An 18485-nucleotide genomic window follows, 5' to 3' on the forward strand; every position below is an offset into this window, starting at 1 on the left:
GAAAATCATGGCATGCGATTTACGCGTTTAAAAGGGCTAGTGAAAAATCAGCATGAATCGCTGATCATTTTCAGCTGTCATAATCTCAAGAAACTGGGATTGTGCAAGCGAAGAATGGGGCTAATATAACCCCAATATGCTTGCGTTTTTTTATATTTAGAGTGATATATGAATATTTCAAGCAGACAAAAAATGAAAATACCAATTTGGGATAGCACAATTGATATTTTCATCTAATTTGTCAACAATCTGAGATGTCGAAAGACATCTTTTTTTATAGTTTGAATAGATAAATAATTATTAATATAATAATTATTTTGCGAAGTAAATATAAAAATGTCTGTAATTAAAAACAATGAAAATAATATTGAATATTACAATAATATTTATACAGGCCATTACAAGAAAACGCTTATAAAACTGATAATCCGATAAATAATTAATATAATTAGGAAAATAAGGAAAGAAAGTGAAAAAGTTTGTTGACATGTCTAAGTGAGAAGTATATGATAAACACAACAACCCAAAAGAAAACGACTTTGATAGGAACTAGTAGGGGAATGATGAAAGCGCAGAGAGGTTCTGGCTGGTGTAAAGAACTGTTTGATCATCTTTGAACTCATCCTTGAGTGGAGCACTGAATTAAGTAGGCTGCTACGGCATTTGCGACCGTTATCTCGCTAGAGTATGTACTTTATATATAAAGCGTACTCGATAAGGTTGATATTGTGAGATATCAATAAATTGAGGTGGAACCACGAAGAATTATTCTCTCGTCCTCTTACGCTAGTAAGGACGAGGGCTTTTTTTATAGGTTGGAAAGGAGAATAAATAATTATGATGAATTACCAAAAGTACAAGAGATTTGAAACGGTGAGCTTGAAAGACCGCACATGGCCAGATAAGACAATTGAAAAATCACCTATTTGGTGTTCAGTAGATTTACGTGATGGTAACCAGGCATTAGTAACACCAATGAATATTCAGGAAAAGGTGAAGATGTTCAAATTATTAGTTGAACTTGGATTCAAGGAAATTGAAGTAGGATTCCCTTCAGCTTCACAGATTGAATATGATTTCTTAAGATTATTGATTGAAGAAAACCTCATTCCTGATGATGTCACTGTTCAGGTATTAACTCAGTGTCGTGAACACTTAATTAAGAGAACATTTGAAGCCCTTGATGGATTAGACCGCGCTATTGTGCATATTTATAATTCAACAAGTATTCTTCAAAGAGATGTTGTCTTCAACAAAGATAAAGATGAAATTAAGAAGATTGCGACAGATGGCTGTGCTCTTGTAAAGAAGTTATGTGATAACTTTAAAGGTCAAGTCATTCTTGAATATTCACCTGAAAGCTTTACTGGTACAGAAATGGATTATGCAGTAGAAGTAGTCGATGCAGTCTTAGATGTATGGGGTGCTTCTAAAGATAATAAAGTGATTGTGAATCTTCCTTCAACTGTAGAAATGGATACACCAAATGTCTTTGCAGATCAGGTTGAATATGTATGTAGAAACCTAAAAGATCGTGAAAGAGCTATTATCTCAGTTCATCCACATAATGATAGAGGATGTGGTGTTGCTGCAACAGAACTTGCATTAATGGCAGGGGCTGATCGAGTAGAAGGTACACTATTTGGAAATGGTGAAAGAACAGGTAACGTAGATATCGTCACTGTTGCATTAAATATGTATACACATGGTGTTAATCCAGAACTTGACTTCACACAGATGAATGACATCAAGCGTACTTATGAAGAATGTACAAAGATGGAAGTTGATCCTCGTTCTCCATATGCTGGTCAGTTAGTCTTCACAGCATTCTCTGGAAGCCATCAAGATGCTATTAATAAAGGTATGCATAAATATCATGAAAGACATCAGAAACAATGGGAAGTGCCTTACTTACCAATTGACCCAGCTGATTTAAATAGACAATATGAACCAATCGTTCGAATCAACTCTCAATCAGGTAAAGGTGGTGTGGCCTTCGTTATGGATACAGTCTTTGGTTATCATTTACCTAAACCACTACAGGGTGATTTCGCAAAGATTGTACAGAACATCTCTGAAGCAGAAGGTGAAGTATCACCAGAAAGAATCTATGATACATTCAGAAATGAATATATTGAAAATGAAGAACCATTCCAGTTCATTTATCAGAAACTAACAGATGTCTCAGAAGATGCAGAAAACGAATATGAAAGAAAAGTAGAATTAACAATTCGTGATCATGGTGAAGAACGTACAATTATTGGTTATGGTAATGGTCCAATTGATGCAGTTAAGAATGCCTTCAATGATAATGGATACCATTATATTCACTTATTAGATTACTCAGAACATGCATTAACATCTGGTTCAAGTGCTAAGGCTGCTGCTTATGTACAGCTTAGAGCAAAAGGCACATCTATTATTGAATGGGGTGTAGGTGTTCATCCAAATATTACAACTGCAACTATTAAAGCAATTATTTCAGCAATGAATAGAATACATAAGGATATGAGGGAGGCCGCTTAATGGAAAGACTTGTCCTGTCTATTCTAGTTGATAATACGGCCGGCGTATTAAGCCGTGTGGCTGGATTATTCTCTAGAAGAGGCTACAACATTGATTCATTGACCGTTGGTGAAACAAACGATCCAACAGTCTCACGTATGACAGTATCTGCAAGAGGAGAACCAGCGACTCTTGCACAGATTAAAAAGCAGTTAAGAAAGCTGGAAGATGTAATTGAAATATTTCCGTTAGATGATGACCATTCAGTCTATCGTGAATTGGTGCTTATTAAGGTAGAAGCAGACCACTCACAAAGACCTGATATTGTGTCAATAGTCAATATATTTAGAGCGCAGATTGTAGATGTTGCGCCAAATTCACTCGTTGTGGAAGTCACTGGTGATCAAAATAAGATCAATGGTATTCTCACAATGTTAGATACGTTCAATATCACCGAAATCGTCCGTACTGGTATTGCTGGCATCGGAAGAGGACTAGATGATTTTGATATAGAAAAGATGAAAGCTAAGAAAAATAGGGGGTAAATAAAAATGGCTAAAATCTATTACAACACAGACTGTGATTTATCTTTATTGGATGGTAGAAAGGTTGCTATCATCGGTTATGGTTCTCAGGGACATGCACATGCATTAAACCTTAAAGAATCTGGAGTAGACGTTGTTGTTGGTCTATATGAAGGTTCTAAGTCTTGGAAGAAAGCAGAAGAACAGGGACTTAAGGTTATGACATCTGCTGATGCAGCTGCTTGGGCAGATATCATCATGGTATTAATTCCTGATGAATTACAGGCTAAGCTTTACAAAGAAGCTATCGAACCAAACTTAAACGAAGGCGATATGTTAATGTTCGCTCATGGTTTCAATATTCATTTCAATCAGATCGTTCCACCAAAGAATGTTGATGTAACTATGATTGCGCCAAAAGCTCCAGGTCATACAGTACGTTCAGAATATCAGGCAGGTAAAGGTACTCCTTGTCTAGTAGCGGTTGAACAGGATTACACTGGTAAGGCTCATGATTATGCATTAGCTTATGGTGCTGCAATCGGTGGTGCAAGAGCTGGTCTATTAGATACTACATTCAGAACTGAAACTGAAACAGACTTATTTGGTGAACAGGCAGTTCTTTGTGGTGGTGTATGTCAGTTAATGCAGACTGGTTTCGAAGTATTAGTAGAAGCTGGTTACGATCCAAAGAATGCATACTTTGAATGTATCCATGAAATGAAGTTAATCGTAGACTTAATCTACCAGTCAGGTTTCGAAGGTATGAGAAAATCTATTTCTAATACTGCAGAATATGGTGACTATATCACTGGTCCTAAATTAATCACTGAAGACACTAAGAAAGCAATGAAGAAAGTATTAGCTGATATCCAGGATGGTTCATTCGCTAAAGAATTCTTACTTGAAATGTCAGCAGCAGGTGGACAGGCTCACTTCAAAGCAATGAGACAGTTACACAATGAACATGAATGTGAAAAAGTAGGTGCTGATATCCGTTCATTATATTCTTGGTCTGATGAAGATAAGCTTTTAAATAACTAATCACTAATCAACACACACTTTGTGTGTTGTAAAGAGGAAGTACTGCGGTACTTTCTCGTTACAACATTCAAAAATAACTTGAGGAGGATTATATCTAATGGGAATGACAATGACGCAGAAGATCTTAGCTGATCATGCGGGAGTAAAAGAAGTTCATGCAGGTGAATTAATTGAAGCAAATGTAGATATTGTAATGGCAAATGATATTACAGGACCTATGGCTTTACCAATCTTTAAGAAAATGGCTGATAAGGTCTTTGATAAAGATAAGGTTGTTTTAGTACCAGATCACTTTACACCTAATAAAGATATTAAATCTGCAGAGAACTCAAAGGCAATCAGAGAATTCTCTCGTGAGCAGGGATTAACACATCATATGGAACAGGGTAAATGTGGTGTAGAACATGCTATTTTACCTGAAAGCGGCATTGTTGTGGCAGGAGATGCTGTCATTGGTGCAGACTCACATACTTGTACTTATGGGGCTATTGGTGCTTTCTCTACAGGTGTAGGAACAACTGATATTGCGACAGGTATGGCGACTGGACAGTTATGGTTCAAGGTACCTTCAGCCATTAAATTTAATCTTCATGGCAAACTACCAAAATATGTATCTGGTAAGGATGTTATTTTACATATTATTGGACGTATTGGTGTAGATGGAGCTTTATATAAATCAATGGAATTTACTGGTGAGGGTGTCAAAGAATTATCTATGGCAGATCGTTTCACTATTTGTAATATGGCTATTGAAGCAGGAGCTAAGAACGGTATCTTCCCTGTTGATGAAGCCGCTATTGAATACTTAGATAAACATGCTAAACGTGAATATAAGATCTATGAAGCAGACAAAGACGCTGAATATGAAGAAGTGGTAGATGTAGACTTATCTGCTATTAGACCAACTGTTGCTTTCCCTCATCTTCCAGGTAATGCAAAGACAGTGGATGAAATTGAAGCAATGGATAAAATCTATATTGATCAGGTTGTTATTGGATCATGTACAAATGGTCGTATGGAAGACTTAAGAAAAGCAGCTGCTATTCTTAAAGGTAAGAAAGTCGCTGATAATGTGAGAGTGATGGTTGTACCAGCTACTCAGAAGATTTACTTACAGTGTATCCTAGAAGGTATTCTAGAAATATTTGTAGAAGCAGGATGTGCTGTCAATACACCAAGCTGTGGTCCATGTATGGGTGGTCATATGGGTGTACTTGCGAAAGGTGAAAAGTGTGTTTCTACTACAAATAGAAACTTCGTTGGACGTATGGGTGATGTAGAATCATTAATTTATCTTGCATCTCCAGAAACAGCAGCTGCAAGTGCGATTGCAGGTTATATCGCAAATCCAGAAAAATTCGGAGGTAATAACTAATGGAAGCTAAAGGTAGAGTATTTAAATATGGTGATAACGTTGATACAGACGTTATTATTCCAGCAAGATATCTTAATTCATTTGATGCCAAAGAATTAGCAAGCCACGCTATGGTGGACTTAGATCCTACATTTGTAGAAAGAGTTCAGCCTGGTGATATTATTGTCGCAAAGAAGAACTTTGGATGTGGTTCATCAAGAGAACATGCCCCTCTTGCATTAAAGACAGCAGGTGTTTCATGTGTTATCGCAAAAAGCTTTGCACGTATCTTCTATCGTAACTCTATTAATATCGGTTTTGCGATTCTTGAATGTCCAGAAGCCGTAGATGGTATTGATGATGGTGATGAAGTAAAAGTAGATTATGAAACAGGTAAGATTTATAACCTCACTAAGAATACAGAATATCAGGGTCAGCCTTTCCCACCATTCATGCAGAAGATTATTGAACAGGGTGGTCTTGTAAACTATGTCAATAATAAGAAAGGATAGAGGATATGGAAAAGAATATTGCGGTTATTAAAGGTGATGGAATCGGTCCTGAAATTGTGAATGAAGCAATTAAGGTACTTGATGCCATCGCAAAGAAATATAATCATACATTCAATTACAAGAATATCCTCATGGGAGGCTGTTCTATTGATGCTTATGGAGTCCCATTAACTGATGAGGCATTAGAAGTCGCAAAAAACAGTGATGCTGTATTATTAGGTTCTATTGGGGGAGATACTAATACATCTCCATGGTATAAATTAGATCCTACATTAAGACCAGAAGCAGGATTATTAAAGATTAGAAAAGAATTAGGTTTATTCGCAAACTTAAGACCTGCTTATTTATATAAAGAACTTGCAGGTGCATGCCCATTAAAGGAAAGCACATCAGAAGCAGGTTTTGATATGATTTTCGTAAGAGAATTGACTGGTGGTTTATATTTTGGTGAAAGAAATACAAAAGAAATCAATGGTGAATTAGTGGCTCATGATAATCTTGTTTATTCAGAACATGAAATAAGACGTATCGCACAAAGAGGATTTGAAATTGCGATGAAACGTGGTAAGAAACTTACAAGTGTGGATAAAGCTAATGTTTTAGATACGTCTCGCTTATGGCGTAAGATTGTGAATGAAGTGGCTCAGGATTTTCCAGAAGTAAAAGTAGAACATATGCTTGTAGATAACTGTGCCATGCAGTTAGTTAAAGATCCAGCACAGTTTGATGTTGTCCTCACTGAGAATATGTTTGGGGATATCTTAAGTGATGAAGCATCTATGGTTACTGGTTCTATTGGTATGTTATCAAGTGCTTCACTTCGTGAAGACAGTCTAGGTATGTATGAGCCAAGCCATGGCAGTGCACCTGATATTGCAGGACAGAATATTGCGAATCCACTTGCAACTATCTTAAGTGCTGCTATGATGCTACGTTATTCATTTGATATGGATGAAGAAGCAGCATGTATTGAAAAAGCAGTAGAAAAGGTTCTTGCGGATAATATCCGTACAGTTGATATTTATAAAGAAGGAATGACAAAAGTATCTACATCACAAATGGGTGATGCTGTAGTAGAAAGACTTTAGGAGGGTAATATGAGAAGTGATAATGTAAAAAAGGGAGTAGAACGTGCACCTCATCGTTCACTCTTCAATGCCTTAGGCATGACAGAAGAAGAATTAGAAAGACCTCTAATCGGGGTAGTTTGTTCATATAATGAAATCGTTCCTGGTCATATGAATCTCGATAAGATCAGTGAAGCAGTTAAGAAAGGTGTTTATTTAGCTGGTGGTGTACCAGTTGAAGTACCTGCGATTGCAGTATGTGATGGTATTGCGATGAACCATACAGGTATGAAATATTCACTTGTTACCAGAGAACTCATTGCAGATAGTACAGAATGTCTTGCGACAGCACATCAGTTTGATGCACTTGTTATGATCCCTAACTGTGATAAAAACGTCCCAGGCTTATTAATGGCAGCGGCTCGTTTAAATATTCCAACTATCTTTGTATCAGGTGGACCAATGCTTGCAGGTAAGAAATTAAATGGTAAGAAGACTTGTCTTTCTTCACTATTTGAAGCTGTTGGCCAATATAATGCAGGTACTCTAGATGCTGCTCATCTTGAAGAATTTGAAGAAAAAGCATGTCCAACATGTGGTTCATGTTCAGGTATGTATACAGCGAACTCTATGAACTGTTTAACAGAAGCACTCGGTATGGGTCTTCGTGGTAATGGAACTATTCCAGCTGTTTATTCAGCACGTATCAGACTTGCAAAACATGCTGGTATGAAGATCATGGAATTAGTAGAAAAGAACATCAAACCAAGAGATATCATGACTCCTGCTGCCTTCAAGAATGCGATGACAGTGGACATGGCTTTAGGATGTTCTACAAACTCAATGCTTCATTTACCAGCTATCGCACATGAAGCAGGCGTTGAATTAAATCTTGAAATTGCGAATGAAATTTCTAAATATACACCAAACCTTTGTCACTTAGCACCAGCAGGTTCTACATTTATGGAAGATTTAGATGATGCTGGTGGAGTATTTGCAGTCATGAATGAACTTGATTCATTAGGTATCTTAGATACAACAGGTATCACATGTACTGGTAAGACTATTAAAGAAAATATTGCAGGATGTGTAAACTTAGATCCAGAAATCATCCGTCCTGTTGATAACCCTTATATGAAAACAGGTGGTATTGCAGTATTAAAGGGTAATATTGCACCTGATAGCTGTGTCGTTAAGGCAGCTGCAGTCGCACCTGAAATGATGACACATACTGGACCAGCAAGAGTATTTGATAGTGAAGATGATGCAATCAAGGCAATTCGTGCTGGTAAGATTGTTAAGGGTGATGTTGTTGTTATTCGTTATGAAGGTCCTAAAGGTGGTCCTGGTATGAGAGAAATGTTATCTCCTACAAGTGAAATCGCTGGTATGGGACTTGATAAAGATGTTGCATTAATTACAGATGGTCGTTTCTCAGGAGCAACTAGAGGGGCGTCTATTGGACATGTATCTCCTGAAGCAGCAGTAGGAGGACCTATCGCTTTAATTGAAGAAGGAGATATGATCTCTATTGATATTCCAAATAATAAGATTAATGTAGCTGTAGATGATGCTACATTAGAAGCACGTCGTGCTAAATGGCAGCCAAGAGAACCTCGTATCACTACAGGTTACTTAAGACGTTATGCTGCACAGGTAACAAGTGCCAATACTGGAGCTGTATTACAGCCAAATGATAAGTAAAGGAGGAGAATCCAAAAATGTTAATGAAAGGATCGGACATTGTAGTAGAAAGCCTTCTTGAGCAGGGCGTTGATACTATCTTTGGCTATCCAGGAGGGGCAATCCTAGAAGTCTATGATAGTTTATATAAGTATCAGGATAAGATTCATCATGTCCTTACATCTCATGAACAGGGTGCATCTCATGCGGCCGATGGTTATGCACGTGCCACTGGTAAAGTGGGTGTCTGTATGGCAACAAGTGGACCAGGTGCCACTAACCTTGTCACAGGTATTGCGACAGCCATGATGGATTCTATTCCTTTAGTTGCTTTAACTGCCAACGTAGGTGTTAATGCCTTAGGTAAAGATGCTTTCCAGGAAATTGATATCAAGGGTGTGACTATCCCTATTACTAAACATAACTTTATTTGTAAATCACCAGAAGAATTGGCTCCAACTATTCGTAAAGCATTCCAGATTGCGAAAGAAGGTCGTCCAGGTCCAGTATTAGTTGATATGACTAAGAATGCGACTGTAGGTTCTTGTGAATATACTAAAAAGGTGCCAGATGTCATTGGCAGCCGTAATTACACATTCCCTACATCTTCAATTAAGAAGGCTGTAGAAATGATTGAAGCATCAGAAAAGCCATTCGTATTTGTCGGTGGTGGATGTATTGCCTCTCAGGCTAGTGCACCTTTAAAAGAATTTGTAGAAAAAATCGATGCACCAGTGACTGATACATTAATGGGTAAAGGGGCATATGACGGCACTAATCCACGTTATGCAGGAATGCTAGGAATGCACGGGACTAAAGCAAGTAATATCGGTGTATCAGAATGTGATTTATTGATTGCGATTGGTGTACGTTTCAGTGACCGTATTACTGGTAATGTGGATACATTTGCGAAGAATGCGAAGATTATTCATATTGATGTCGATGACGCAGAAATCGATAAGAATGTGCCTGTTGATTTAGGTATTGTCGGAGATGCAAAAGATGTTATTGAAGCTATTAATTTAACTTTAACACAACAGAATCATCCAGGATGGATGAAAGAAATACGTACATTAAAGGATCGTTATCCTTTAACATATGATCAGTCTAGATTAACTGGTCCATATGTTATTGAACAGATTGATAACTTCACTGATTCTCAGGCTATTATTACAACTGAAGTAGGTCAGAACCAGATGTGGGCAGCTCAGTATTATCACTATAGACGTCCTAGACAGTTCTTAAGTTCTGGTGGACTTGGTACTATGGGTTATGGACTAGGTGCTGCAATAGGAGCTAAATATGGCTGTCCTAATCAGTTAGTATTCAATATTGCAGGTGATGGATGTTTCCGTATGAACCTCAATGAATTAGCTACTGCATCACGTTACAATATCCCAATCATTGAAGTAGTACTTAATAACCATGTACTTGGAATGGTAAGACAGTGGCAGACATTATTCTATGGTGAACGCTATAGTAACACTGTACTTCATGATAAGGTGGACTTCTGTAAGGTGGCAGAAGGATTAGGCTGTAAAGCTATCCGTGTCACTAAGAAAGAAGAAGTGATGCCTGCTTTACAGGAAGCAGTGGATTATCATGGCCCAGTTGTAATCGAATGTATTATTGATGATGATGACAAGGTATTCCCAATGGTTGCGCCAGGAAGCTCTATTGCGGAAGTATTTGATGAAGCAGATATTAATAAGTAATTAAAAAGGCTTGAATAAAATCAAGCCTTTTTTAATGGAATAGAGATATGGATGGAGAATGTTTCTTCACTTTCTTCAATAGAACATGTTCCATTATGAAGTTCTACAATACGTTTAACACTTCTTAAACCAATCTTATTACTTTCTACTTTAGATAAGTCACTCTTCTTTTTATTGGTTAAGAGGAGATCAAAAGAATCATCAAGAGTAAGAGTCATACCTACATGGTTATCGGAATACTTATGAATATTAGAACAGAGGTTATTGATCATTCTTTTGATCATAGAGAAGTCCAAAAGGACTTCTTTTTTTATGTATTTAATGTTTTTGTGAATGATAAAACCTTCTAATTCTAAATAGTTAAGATTCTCTTCTATATAGCTTAAGAGTGCTTCTGTAGACATACTTTCTAATTTAGGATGACTATTCTGTTCAAAAACGAGTGAATAGGCAAATGTCTTATTAGAGAGTTCTTTAATTTGTTCTACTTTGTCAATACATCTATGTAAGTAGTTATCCATCTGTTCCTGATCCTTGAAACAATGTAAGGCAAGAATATCCAGATAACCTCTTAAACTTGTGAGAGGAGTTCTTAAGTCATGTGACATGGCAGTAATCAAATCATGATGTGTCTGCTGCATTTCCATTTCTTTCTCATTATTTTCCTGTAATGTCACTCTTAGACCATCCATTTGATGAGCAAGTACTGCAAGTTCATCACGTCCTTGAATTGTCATAGGATGAGATAAATCACCCTGGGACATATTGAGTATTTCCTGTTTTAAACATTCAATATATTTAACCTTATGACGAATAAAAAAGAAAGTAGGAAGAAGGAATGTGAGGAAAGAAGTAAATAAAGCAACATAGAAATAATACTTAATATACTTCAGTAAGTTCATATCATACAGTTCTACTTCAGCCTTTTGATCCTTAAACTGCACATTTTTTGTATAAACCATATTATATGCATCTGTTTCAAAGTCTGTCTGTAAGATATAAAGTGGTGTAATCACACTTACAGGTTGAGTAAGAAAATCAGCATAATTAGCGGCAACATAATATTCATTCTTATTATCATAAATATAAACAGACAAGTAAGGATCTTTGGTTTTAATTAACTTCTTAACCTGTTTCTTATCAGTTAAATTTACATCTTTCGCTTTTTCTTTAAACTCTTTAAAGAACTTGTTTCTTTTATCTTTTATACCAGCTACTTCATCTATAAAACTATAATAGTGAGGAATCTGTTCTCTAAAACAGCTATATACCAATACTGCAGACATACTTGAGGCAATTAATATAAAGAAAATTTTAGAAGCAAGACTTACATATTTCTTACTCACAATAATATCCTTTACCCCAGATTGTTTTGATATGTTCAGGATTTGTAGGATCCTTTTCAATCTTCTGTCTTAAATGTCTAATATGCACCATGATTGTATTATTTGCCCCATAATAATACTCTTCATGCCAGATAGCTTCAAATAATTGACTAGGAGAAATTACCTGTTGCTTATTCATTAATAAATATTCTAGAATATTATATTCTAAATCTGTTAAGTTGAGTTTCTCTCCATCTATTGATGCTGTACGTTTCGCACTATTGACTTCTATATTACCTGTCTTATATATAATCTGTTTTTCTTGTGTAGTACCTTTACCCTGATATACATGATAGCGTCTCAGTAATGCTTTCACACGTCCATTTAACTCATTATAAGAGAATGGTTTAGTTAAGTAATCATCACCACCACTAGAAAAACCTAATGTTTTATCACTATCCTGCCCCTTTGCAGTTAAAAAGAGAATAGGGGCTTTTGTTTTCTCTCTTAATAATACACACGCTTGATACCCATTCATCTCAGGCATCATCACATCAAGAATAATAAGATCTGTATCATCATTCACTAATTCTAATGCTTCTTTCCCATTACTTGCTTCTATGACATTATATCCTTCACTAGACAATAACACCTGGATCACTTCACGTATATCTTGATCATCATCTACTACCATGATTTTTTCATTCATAACTATCTCCAATCTTTTGCCTTCACCCAGTTCTCATGAGGTAACATGTGTCCAAGATGATCCATAACCTTAGATTGTGAACTATACATACTTGTTAACTTCATCTTCTTCTTTAAATCACTTTGACTTATAGAATTAAGATTATGAGGCAAATTCTTCTTTTTATAATACCTGCCGAAATAGACTAACTGATTCATATCCACACGACTATCTTTACTTACTATATAAGAAGTCATCTGATGATGCGTATGACCATATTCACCATCAGGATTATGCGTCACAACAGTTTTCCATTTCTTCTTACCTAATATATAGTTTACATCATTCTTGATATATTTTCTTGATTTATTCCAATTATCTCTTTGTCCATCTGTTTTATCTGGATAATTAAACATAACACCTGTACTACCTGTTGCTTTCATGACATTCATAAATTCTTTTCTTCTTACCTTATTATTACCATTAGTCAAACATACAACAAGATAATGTTTCTTTAAAAGATGACTGCCACCCCATATAGTTTCATCATCAGGATGTGCTACAAACATCACAGAATCTATATTCTTAAGATTTAATCCATCAATCATTTTCTTATGCTTAATTGTATGATTAGAACCAAATAATGAACTAATCATCAACAAAGAACTAATTGTTAACATTTTTAAATTATTCATATTTATCACCCATTTTTACAATATCATCTCTTTATTTAAAAAACCTTAAAAGAATTCTTAAGATTTCTTAAACATAAAATTTACAATAATTAAGTGAATTTAAGATTTAATTAAGTCTAAATTTAAGATTTATTTCTTACAATAGTATCGAGGTGAAAATCATGACTAAAAAAGACAAGCGCACCATTTGTCTACTTGGTCTACTATCTATCGCATTAGTCTTTATACTTACATCCAATGTCTTTGGTAACACAATTGACTGGTATAGCCAGCATGTAGTTATTGCGGATGCATTAAGACATGCAATAAGAAGCGAAGGAACACTATTTCCTACTTATATGAAACAGTTGATGGGTGGAGGAAATATCTATCACTTCTCTTATTATGGATACTTAAGACCAGATATTCTTATAGGTGCATTACTCATACATGTAAATATGCAGACAATCATTATTGCCTATAGTGTATTGATGCTGACACTCTCTGTTATTTGTTGTTATATCTTTTTAAGACAACATACAGATAACGAAAACATCTGTATCTTTGTCAGCTTGCTTGTATTATTATCAAGTATCTTCTTTCATTCACATAAACAGATCATGTTTGTGAACTATATGCCTTACTTATTCCTCGCTTTGATAAGTATAGAAAAGAAGAACTTTGCAGCTTTTACACTATGTGGCAGTATGATTGTACTTCATAGCTATTTCTATTGTATTGGATGCTTTATTGTATGTTTCATTTATTTACTTTATCGTTATCCTAAAGAATGGAAAAAGCTCTTTATATCATATATATTAATTGTCCTATTAACCGCAATACTTACAATCCCAACACTTTATATTATTTTAATGAATGGTAAATCTGGTGCACCAACACAATTGTCTTCTTTATTCATTCCTTCTCTTAATTTAAAGGGATTACTCTATAGCAAATATGGATGTGGACTTACATATATCTCATATATTCTTTTAGTTCTTGCCTTAAGTGATAAACAGCTAAGAAAGCTTTCTATTGTCACTCTTGTATCATTCTACTCTCCACTTGTGTGGTTTATTATGAATGGTTTCTTATATGCAAGAAGTAAGATCATGATTGTCTTTATTCCAATCGTGGCTTATATCATGTGTATGATGTTAGTAAAGATTAAAGAAGGGGATGTTACACTTTCTAGATATTCTGTATTGTTACTAATGATTCCATTATTCTTTATTGAATATCCATTCTCAGCACTTGTAGATTGTCTATTTGCGCTTCTTATCTTACTCCAAAGAAGAAAGCATGTATTGTATGGATATCTTGTGATTCCAATGCTGGTCGTATCATTTATTAATGGACCTTCTTCATTCTATAAGCCAAAGAAATCAGAAAAGAATGTTTCACAGTTAGTAAGAAGAAATAAGATGCATACAGTCGCAGATTTGACTACAAGACAGAATGTCAATCAAACTCATGGTTATCTATTTAGACGTGTATCAGGCTATACATCTACTAATAATAAACATTACAATAAATTCCTATTTGATACATTAAGAATCCCTGTTCCTACAAATAACCGTGTAGCCCAGAATGACACAGACAATATCTTCTACCTTAAAACACTTGGTATTGATACAGTTATTTCTAAAAGAAATGCCCCTTATGGTTATTCTTTAAGGGATCAAGATAAGAATGTGAAACTTTATCAATCAAATACTTCTTTACCTCAAGCTTATGCAACAAGCCAGTTAATGAGTGAAAAACATTTTAGACAACTCTCTTATCCATATACTCTAGATACACTTGTGAATTGTGCGATTGTGAATAAAGGTGATACACATTATCAAAGTCAGTTTATTAAAGAAGATCCAGGATTCAAGAAATCTTATCATATTACTAAAAAACAGAAAAAAGAAATCACATTGAATCGTCAAACAAACAATGAAATCGTTGTATTAGAAGCAGATATTGAGAATAAGAAACCTCTTAAGGGTGTATCTATTACTGTCAATGGAATGAAGAATAAACTCGCTAGTATTAAGAATCCTTATTATCATCCTCATACACATTTCACTTATGTGACTACAAGTAATCAATTAAAAGTAACTCTCTCTAAAGGTGACTATATTATTAAAAATATTAAGATGTATACACTTCCTGCTTCTGCATTAAATCAGACTGTTGATCCATTAGATGTTAAGAAATCATCCAATGCACTGGAAGGTAAAATCAATGTCTCTCAAGATGGTTACTTTATTACACGTATCCCTTATGAAAAGGGTTATACAATGTATATTGATAATAAGAAAGTCAATATAGAAAAAGTCAATCAAGCATTCTTAGGATGTCGTATTTCAAAAGGGGATCATACAATTAAGATCACATTTACTCCTCCAGGATATACTCTTGCATGTATCATAAGTACAATAGGTGTTATTCTATTTGTATTATTCTATATATATATCAAAGAAAATATGATACTATGTGTGAGGAGGGGTAAAAATGAAGAAAAGATTATATCGTTCAGCACATGACCGTATGCTTGCTGGCGTATGTGGAGGTATTGCGGAATACTTCCAGATTGATCCTACTCTTGTCAGATTAGGATGGGTTGCATTTACAGCGCTAGGAGGAAGCGGTATTCTCGCTTATATTATTCTTGCGGTTATTGTCCCAAGTGAATACTAAAAAGAAGGTTCTCGCGAACCTTCTTTTTTTGGCTAGATAGTTATTATTTTCTGTGCAATCTTTTCTGTTTCATCAAAGATATAACGCATTAAACCTCTGTCTTTCTTATAAGACTTTTTTAAGTTTATATAGAGTTCTAATGCATCCTCATCTTTCATCTTAGGAAGGTTGCTTTTTAGTATTAGAAAGCATTCTTCTTCATATGGATCACTTAAAATTCTCATATCTAACATAGAAATCATCTCCTCGGTCATTTAAAAAAATACAATGAGATTATCCTTGCCTATATATATTATAGACCCTTTTATATCATTTGTAACAAATAATATCATAATCTCTGCATTTTTATCGTTTAGAGGATGTGAGAATTATGTTAAAATGTACACAAGTAGGTGAGATTTATGGATGAAAGAAGTAAGAAGTCACTTTATATCATTTTTTGGCTTATTGTTGCAACACTATTAGGAACAGTTTATACAAGCTATTTAACACCACAAAAGACACATCTTGTCTTTGGGGCAACTTATATGACTATGAACAACCCTTTCTATGAAGTGATTAATAACGAATTAAGAAAAGAAATAGAACAAAACGGGGATGAACTTATTGTACGTAATCCTGAACTTGATACAGATAAACAGAATGAACAGATAGAGGAATTTATATCAAAGAAGGTGGATGGTATTTTTGTGAATCCTATTGATTCAAAGAAGCTTCCTTCTTTAGAATCTGCAAGAAAAGCAGGAATTCCAGTGATAGCGATAGATGCGTCTGTAGATAATACAGATTTGATTGATTGTGTTATTGAATCTGACAATTATAATGCAGGTGTTTTATGTGCTCAAAATATGATGAAAAGAATGCAATCAGCCAATATTGTCTTATTAAAACATTCTACTGTCGAATCAGCAGCTTCAAGAATACAGGGATTTGTAAATACTATTAAAGATTATCCACAATATCAAATTATAGACTCTGCAGAATGTGAAGGACAATTAGAACGTGCGATGCCTTTAATGCAGACAATATTAAAAAAGCATTCAAATGTTGATGTTGTGATGGCTTTAAATGATCCTTCAGCATTAGGTGCACTCGCTGCCATAGAATCATTAAATCGTCAAGATATTATTGTCTATGGAGTAGATGGCACACCAGATTTAAAATCACTTATTAAACAGAGCCCGCTTATTGCAGGTACAGCTGCACAATCTCCACTTATGTTTGGAAAACTCTCTGCAAAGAAGATGTATGATATTCTTCAAAGAAAAGATATTCCAAAAATTATTGAAGTACCTGTCACATTGATTACTAAAGACAATATCGACTCCTATAGTGTAAAGAGGTGGCAATAATGTTGAAAAGTATTAGCTTAAAAAGAATCCGTACATTTATGATGTCTTGGAATTTCTTTATGATCACATGTTACGCAATGATATTTATGTTCAGTACAAACTATATTATTGCGAATAATCTTTCTAGAGACTTTCTAAGTTCTTTAAACTATATCCCAGAGAACCCAGGTTTGATCTTCTTTGAAACATTAATTCTTTTTAGCTGTGTTATTGTATTAATGAATTTCTTTGATTATCGTGTTAAAGAATATCCTTTTGAGAATCTTCTCTTTCTTTCTATAGAAACAATTCTAGGATTTTTCATAATGAAATCTCTTTATTTTAGCTATAATGGTATTATCTATTTAATATTCTGTGATGCATTATTTAGATTTAAAGAGAATAAATATGTCAAATGGCTGACAATTCCTTTAAGTTTACTTCTTATAATATCTAACTATGATTTCTTTAATACATTATTTCCTCTTGTAAATGCGGATGCTTATTTCGAAGTTTATACAAGTACGACTAGAGGTTTATTGCAGGTTGGTATTAACTTCTTAGACATTATTAATCTTCTTTTCTTTATTCTCTTCTTAATGATTTATATTGCGAATGAAGTACAGGAAAATGAACGTATGACTCAGGAATTAATCATGGTACATCAAGTCAATCATGAATTAGAGAATTATGCGGCAGTGAGTGAAAAGATTGCGGAAGATAAAGAAAGAAAAAGACTTGCTCGTGAAATCCATGATACTTTAGGCCATGCCTTAACAGGTATTGCAGCAGGTGTAGATGCCTGCATTGCAATGATTGATATCAATCCAGAAGCAACCAAGAAACAATTAATGGTCATTAGTAAAGTAGTCAGACAAGGAATTGTGGATGTGCGTAACTCTTTAAATAAATTACGTCCTGGTGCTCTTGAACAGCATGGCTTTAAAGGGGCTATAGAAAATATGATTGAAGAATTCACAAGTGTCAGTGACCTCACAATTTCTCTAGATTATCGTTTAGATAAAGTAGATTTTGAAAATACTAAAGAAGATATCTTATTTAGAGTGATTCAGGAAAGTGTTACGAATGCAGTAAGACATGGTGATGCAACACATATTGATATTTCATTATATATAGAAGATAATAGTTTATATCTAAAGATTCAGGATAATGGACAGGGATGTGAAGAGATTCATTATGGTTTTGGATTAAAACAGATGAAAGAACGTTTAGGTATGATTAATGGTAAGGTCGCTTATGATGGTCATCATGGTTTCTTAACTATTGTCACTATACCTTTGGGTAGAGTCAAAAGTTTATGAAAAACTTGATGAATGACAGATTTCAGGGCTCGATGAACGATGCGATATCATTC

The 18485-nt window shown here is 34.8% G+C and carries 16 protein-coding genes and 1 other annotated feature; of the genes, 12 read left to right on the forward strand and 4 right to left on the reverse strand.

Annotated features, from left to right (window positions below):
- Window positions 1-530: 530 nt before the first annotated feature.
- Window positions 531-784: a binding site (T-box leader), on the forward strand.
- Between the two features lie 53 nt (window positions 785-837).
- The 8 genes from leuA to ilvB all read left to right on the forward strand — a co-directional run bounded on the left by leuA (window position 838) and on the right by ilvB (window position 10404).
- On the forward strand, window positions 838-2526 hold the full coding sequence (gene leuA, locus ABUA27_RS07410; RefSeq protein WP_192924003.1) for a 2-isopropylmalate synthase: 1689 nt from the start codon (window positions 838-840) through the stop codon (window positions 2524-2526).
- Window positions 2526-3050 carry an acetolactate synthase small subunit gene (ilvN, locus tag ABUA27_RS07415; protein WP_129981121.1) on the forward strand — a complete coding sequence of 175 codons (525 nt, stop codon included), beginning with the start codon at window positions 2526-2528 and terminating at the stop codon, window positions 3048-3050. Before leuA ends, ilvN begins: the two co-directional genes overlap by 1 nt.
- 6 nt (window positions 3051-3056) lie before the next feature.
- Entirely contained in the window at window positions 3057-4073 is a 1017-nt protein-coding gene (ilvC, locus tag ABUA27_RS07420; protein ID WP_006505165.1) for a ketol-acid reductoisomerase, read from the forward strand.
- A gap of 97 nt (window positions 4074-4170) precedes the next feature.
- The gene (gene leuC / locus ABUA27_RS07425; protein WP_349820488.1) at window positions 4171-5448 is read left to right on the forward strand and encodes a 3-isopropylmalate dehydratase large subunit; all 1278 of its coding nucleotides are present in this window, start codon (window positions 4171-4173) and stop codon (window positions 5446-5448) included.
- Window positions 5448-5939: a 3-isopropylmalate dehydratase small subunit gene (gene leuD / locus ABUA27_RS07430; protein WP_006505167.1), complete on the forward strand. Its 492-nt coding sequence runs from the start codon at window positions 5448-5450 to the stop codon at window positions 5937-5939. The genes leuC and leuD overlap by 1 nt, the downstream gene beginning before the upstream one ends.
- 5 nt (window positions 5940-5944) lie before the next feature.
- The gene (gene leuB, locus ABUA27_RS07435; RefSeq protein ID WP_287844765.1) at window positions 5945-7027 is read left to right on the forward strand and encodes a 3-isopropylmalate dehydrogenase; all 1083 of its coding nucleotides are present in this window, start codon (window positions 5945-5947) and stop codon (window positions 7025-7027) included.
- Between the two features lie 9 nt (window positions 7028-7036).
- Complete coding sequence (gene ilvD, locus ABUA27_RS07440) at window positions 7037-8710, forward strand: dihydroxy-acid dehydratase (protein WP_349820489.1); 1674 nt, start codon at window positions 7037-7039, stop codon at window positions 8708-8710.
- 17 nt (window positions 8711-8727) lie between these two features.
- The gene (gene ilvB / locus ABUA27_RS07445; protein WP_303352693.1) at window positions 8728-10404 is read left to right on the forward strand and encodes a biosynthetic-type acetolactate synthase large subunit; all 1677 of its coding nucleotides are present in this window, start codon (window positions 8728-8730) and stop codon (window positions 10402-10404) included.
- Window positions 10405-10424: 20 nt separating this feature from the next.
- Here the strand turns inward: ilvB and ABUA27_RS07450 are convergent, their stop codons facing one another.
- Genes ABUA27_RS07450 through ABUA27_RS07460 form a run of 3 tightly spaced genes read right to left on the reverse strand, consistent with a single transcriptional unit; the run spans window position 10425 to window position 13112 of the window.
- Window positions 10425-11750: a HAMP domain-containing sensor histidine kinase gene (locus ABUA27_RS07450; RefSeq protein WP_349820490.1), complete on the reverse strand. Its 1326-nt coding sequence runs from the start codon at window positions 11748-11750 to the stop codon at window positions 10425-10427.
- Complete coding sequence (locus ABUA27_RS07455; protein WP_281073370.1) at window positions 11743-12438, reverse strand: response regulator transcription factor; 696 nt, start codon at window positions 12436-12438, stop codon at window positions 11743-11745. Before ABUA27_RS07455 ends, ABUA27_RS07450 begins: the two co-directional genes overlap by 8 nt.
- A gap of 2 nt (window positions 12439-12440) precedes the next feature.
- Entirely contained in the window at window positions 12441-13112 is a 672-nt protein-coding gene (locus ABUA27_RS07460) for a PIG-L family deacetylase (RefSeq protein WP_281073371.1), read from the reverse strand.
- Window positions 13113-13273: 161 nt separating this feature from the next.
- Here ABUA27_RS07460 and ABUA27_RS07465 point away from each other — a divergent pair, with 161 nt between their 5' ends.
- Together ABUA27_RS07465 and ABUA27_RS07470 are read left to right on the forward strand one after the other, a co-directional pair.
- Window positions 13274-15625, forward strand: coding sequence for a YfhO family protein (locus ABUA27_RS07465; protein WP_287968474.1), 2352 nt, complete (start codon window positions 13274-13276; stop codon window positions 15623-15625).
- Window positions 15594-15779, forward strand: a complete 186-nt coding sequence (locus ABUA27_RS07470; protein ID WP_287844779.1) for a PspC domain-containing protein — start codon at window positions 15594-15596, stop codon at window positions 15777-15779. The genes ABUA27_RS07465 and ABUA27_RS07470 overlap by 32 nt, the downstream gene beginning before the upstream one ends.
- 32 nt (window positions 15780-15811) lie before the next feature.
- Here the strand turns inward: ABUA27_RS07470 and ABUA27_RS07475 are convergent, their stop codons facing one another.
- Window positions 15812-16012 (reverse strand): hypothetical protein, encoded by a 201-nt coding sequence (locus ABUA27_RS07475; RefSeq protein ID WP_217747428.1) that lies wholly within the window; start codon window positions 16010-16012, stop codon window positions 15812-15814.
- 168 nt (window positions 16013-16180) lie between these two features.
- Here ABUA27_RS07475 and ABUA27_RS07480 point away from each other — a divergent pair, with 168 nt between their 5' ends.
- Both ABUA27_RS07480 and ABUA27_RS07485 read left to right on the forward strand, forming a co-directional pair.
- A complete protein-coding gene (locus ABUA27_RS07480) occupies window positions 16181-17131 on the forward strand; it encodes a sugar ABC transporter substrate-binding protein (protein WP_349820491.1) in 951 nt (316 codons plus the stop codon).
- Window positions 17131-18432, forward strand: a complete 1302-nt coding sequence (locus tag ABUA27_RS07485; protein WP_349820492.1) for a sensor histidine kinase — start codon at window positions 17131-17133, stop codon at window positions 18430-18432. The genes ABUA27_RS07480 and ABUA27_RS07485 overlap by 1 nt, the downstream gene beginning before the upstream one ends.
- The last annotated feature ends 53 nt before the right edge of the window (window positions 18433-18485 follow it).

This window comes from Catenibacterium sp. RTP21428st1_D7_RTP21428_210409 (assembly GCF_040227455.1).
Classification (GTDB): domain Bacteria; phylum Bacillota_I; class Bacilli_A; order Erysipelotrichales; family Coprobacillaceae; genus Catenibacterium; species Catenibacterium mitsuoka_A.

Coding starts and splice junctions, on each gene's coding strand:
- ABUA27_RS07455 (WP_281073370.1), bottom strand. CDS start 12,438: ATGAATGAAAAAATCATGGTAGTAGATGATGATCAAGATATACGTGAA.
- ilvD (WP_349820489.1), top strand. CDS start 7,037: ATGAGAAGTGATAATGTAAAAAAGGGAGTAGAACGTGCACCTCATCGT.
- ABUA27_RS07460 (WP_281073371.1), bottom strand. CDS start 13,112: ATGAATAATTTAAAAATGTTAACAATTAGTTCTTTGTTGATGATTAGT.
- ABUA27_RS07485 (WP_349820492.1), top strand. CDS start 17,131: ATGTTGAAAAGTATTAGCTTAAAAAGAATCCGTACATTTATGATGTCT.
- leuB (WP_287844765.1), top strand. CDS start 5,945: ATGGAAAAGAATATTGCGGTTATTAAAGGTGATGGAATCGGTCCTGAA.
- leuA (WP_192924003.1), top strand. CDS start 838: ATGATGAATTACCAAAAGTACAAGAGATTTGAAACGGTGAGCTTGAAA.
- ABUA27_RS07465 (WP_287968474.1), top strand. CDS start 13,274: ATGACTAAAAAAGACAAGCGCACCATTTGTCTACTTGGTCTACTATCT.
- ilvB (WP_303352693.1), top strand. CDS start 8,728: ATGTTAATGAAAGGATCGGACATTGTAGTAGAAAGCCTTCTTGAGCAG.
- ABUA27_RS07480 (WP_349820491.1), top strand. CDS start 16,181: ATGGATGAAAGAAGTAAGAAGTCACTTTATATCATTTTTTGGCTTATT.
- ilvN (WP_129981121.1), top strand. CDS start 2,526: ATGGAAAGACTTGTCCTGTCTATTCTAGTTGATAATACGGCCGGCGTA.
- ABUA27_RS07475 (WP_217747428.1), bottom strand. CDS start 16,012: ATGTTAGATATGAGAATTTTAAGTGATCCATATGAAGAAGAATGCTTT.
- leuD (WP_006505167.1), top strand. CDS start 5,448: ATGGAAGCTAAAGGTAGAGTATTTAAATATGGTGATAACGTTGATACA.
- ilvC (WP_006505165.1), top strand. CDS start 3,057: ATGGCTAAAATCTATTACAACACAGACTGTGATTTATCTTTATTGGAT.
- leuC (WP_349820488.1), top strand. CDS start 4,171: ATGGGAATGACAATGACGCAGAAGATCTTAGCTGATCATGCGGGAGTA.
- ABUA27_RS07470 (WP_287844779.1), top strand. CDS start 15,594: ATGAAGAAAAGATTATATCGTTCAGCACATGACCGTATGCTTGCTGGC.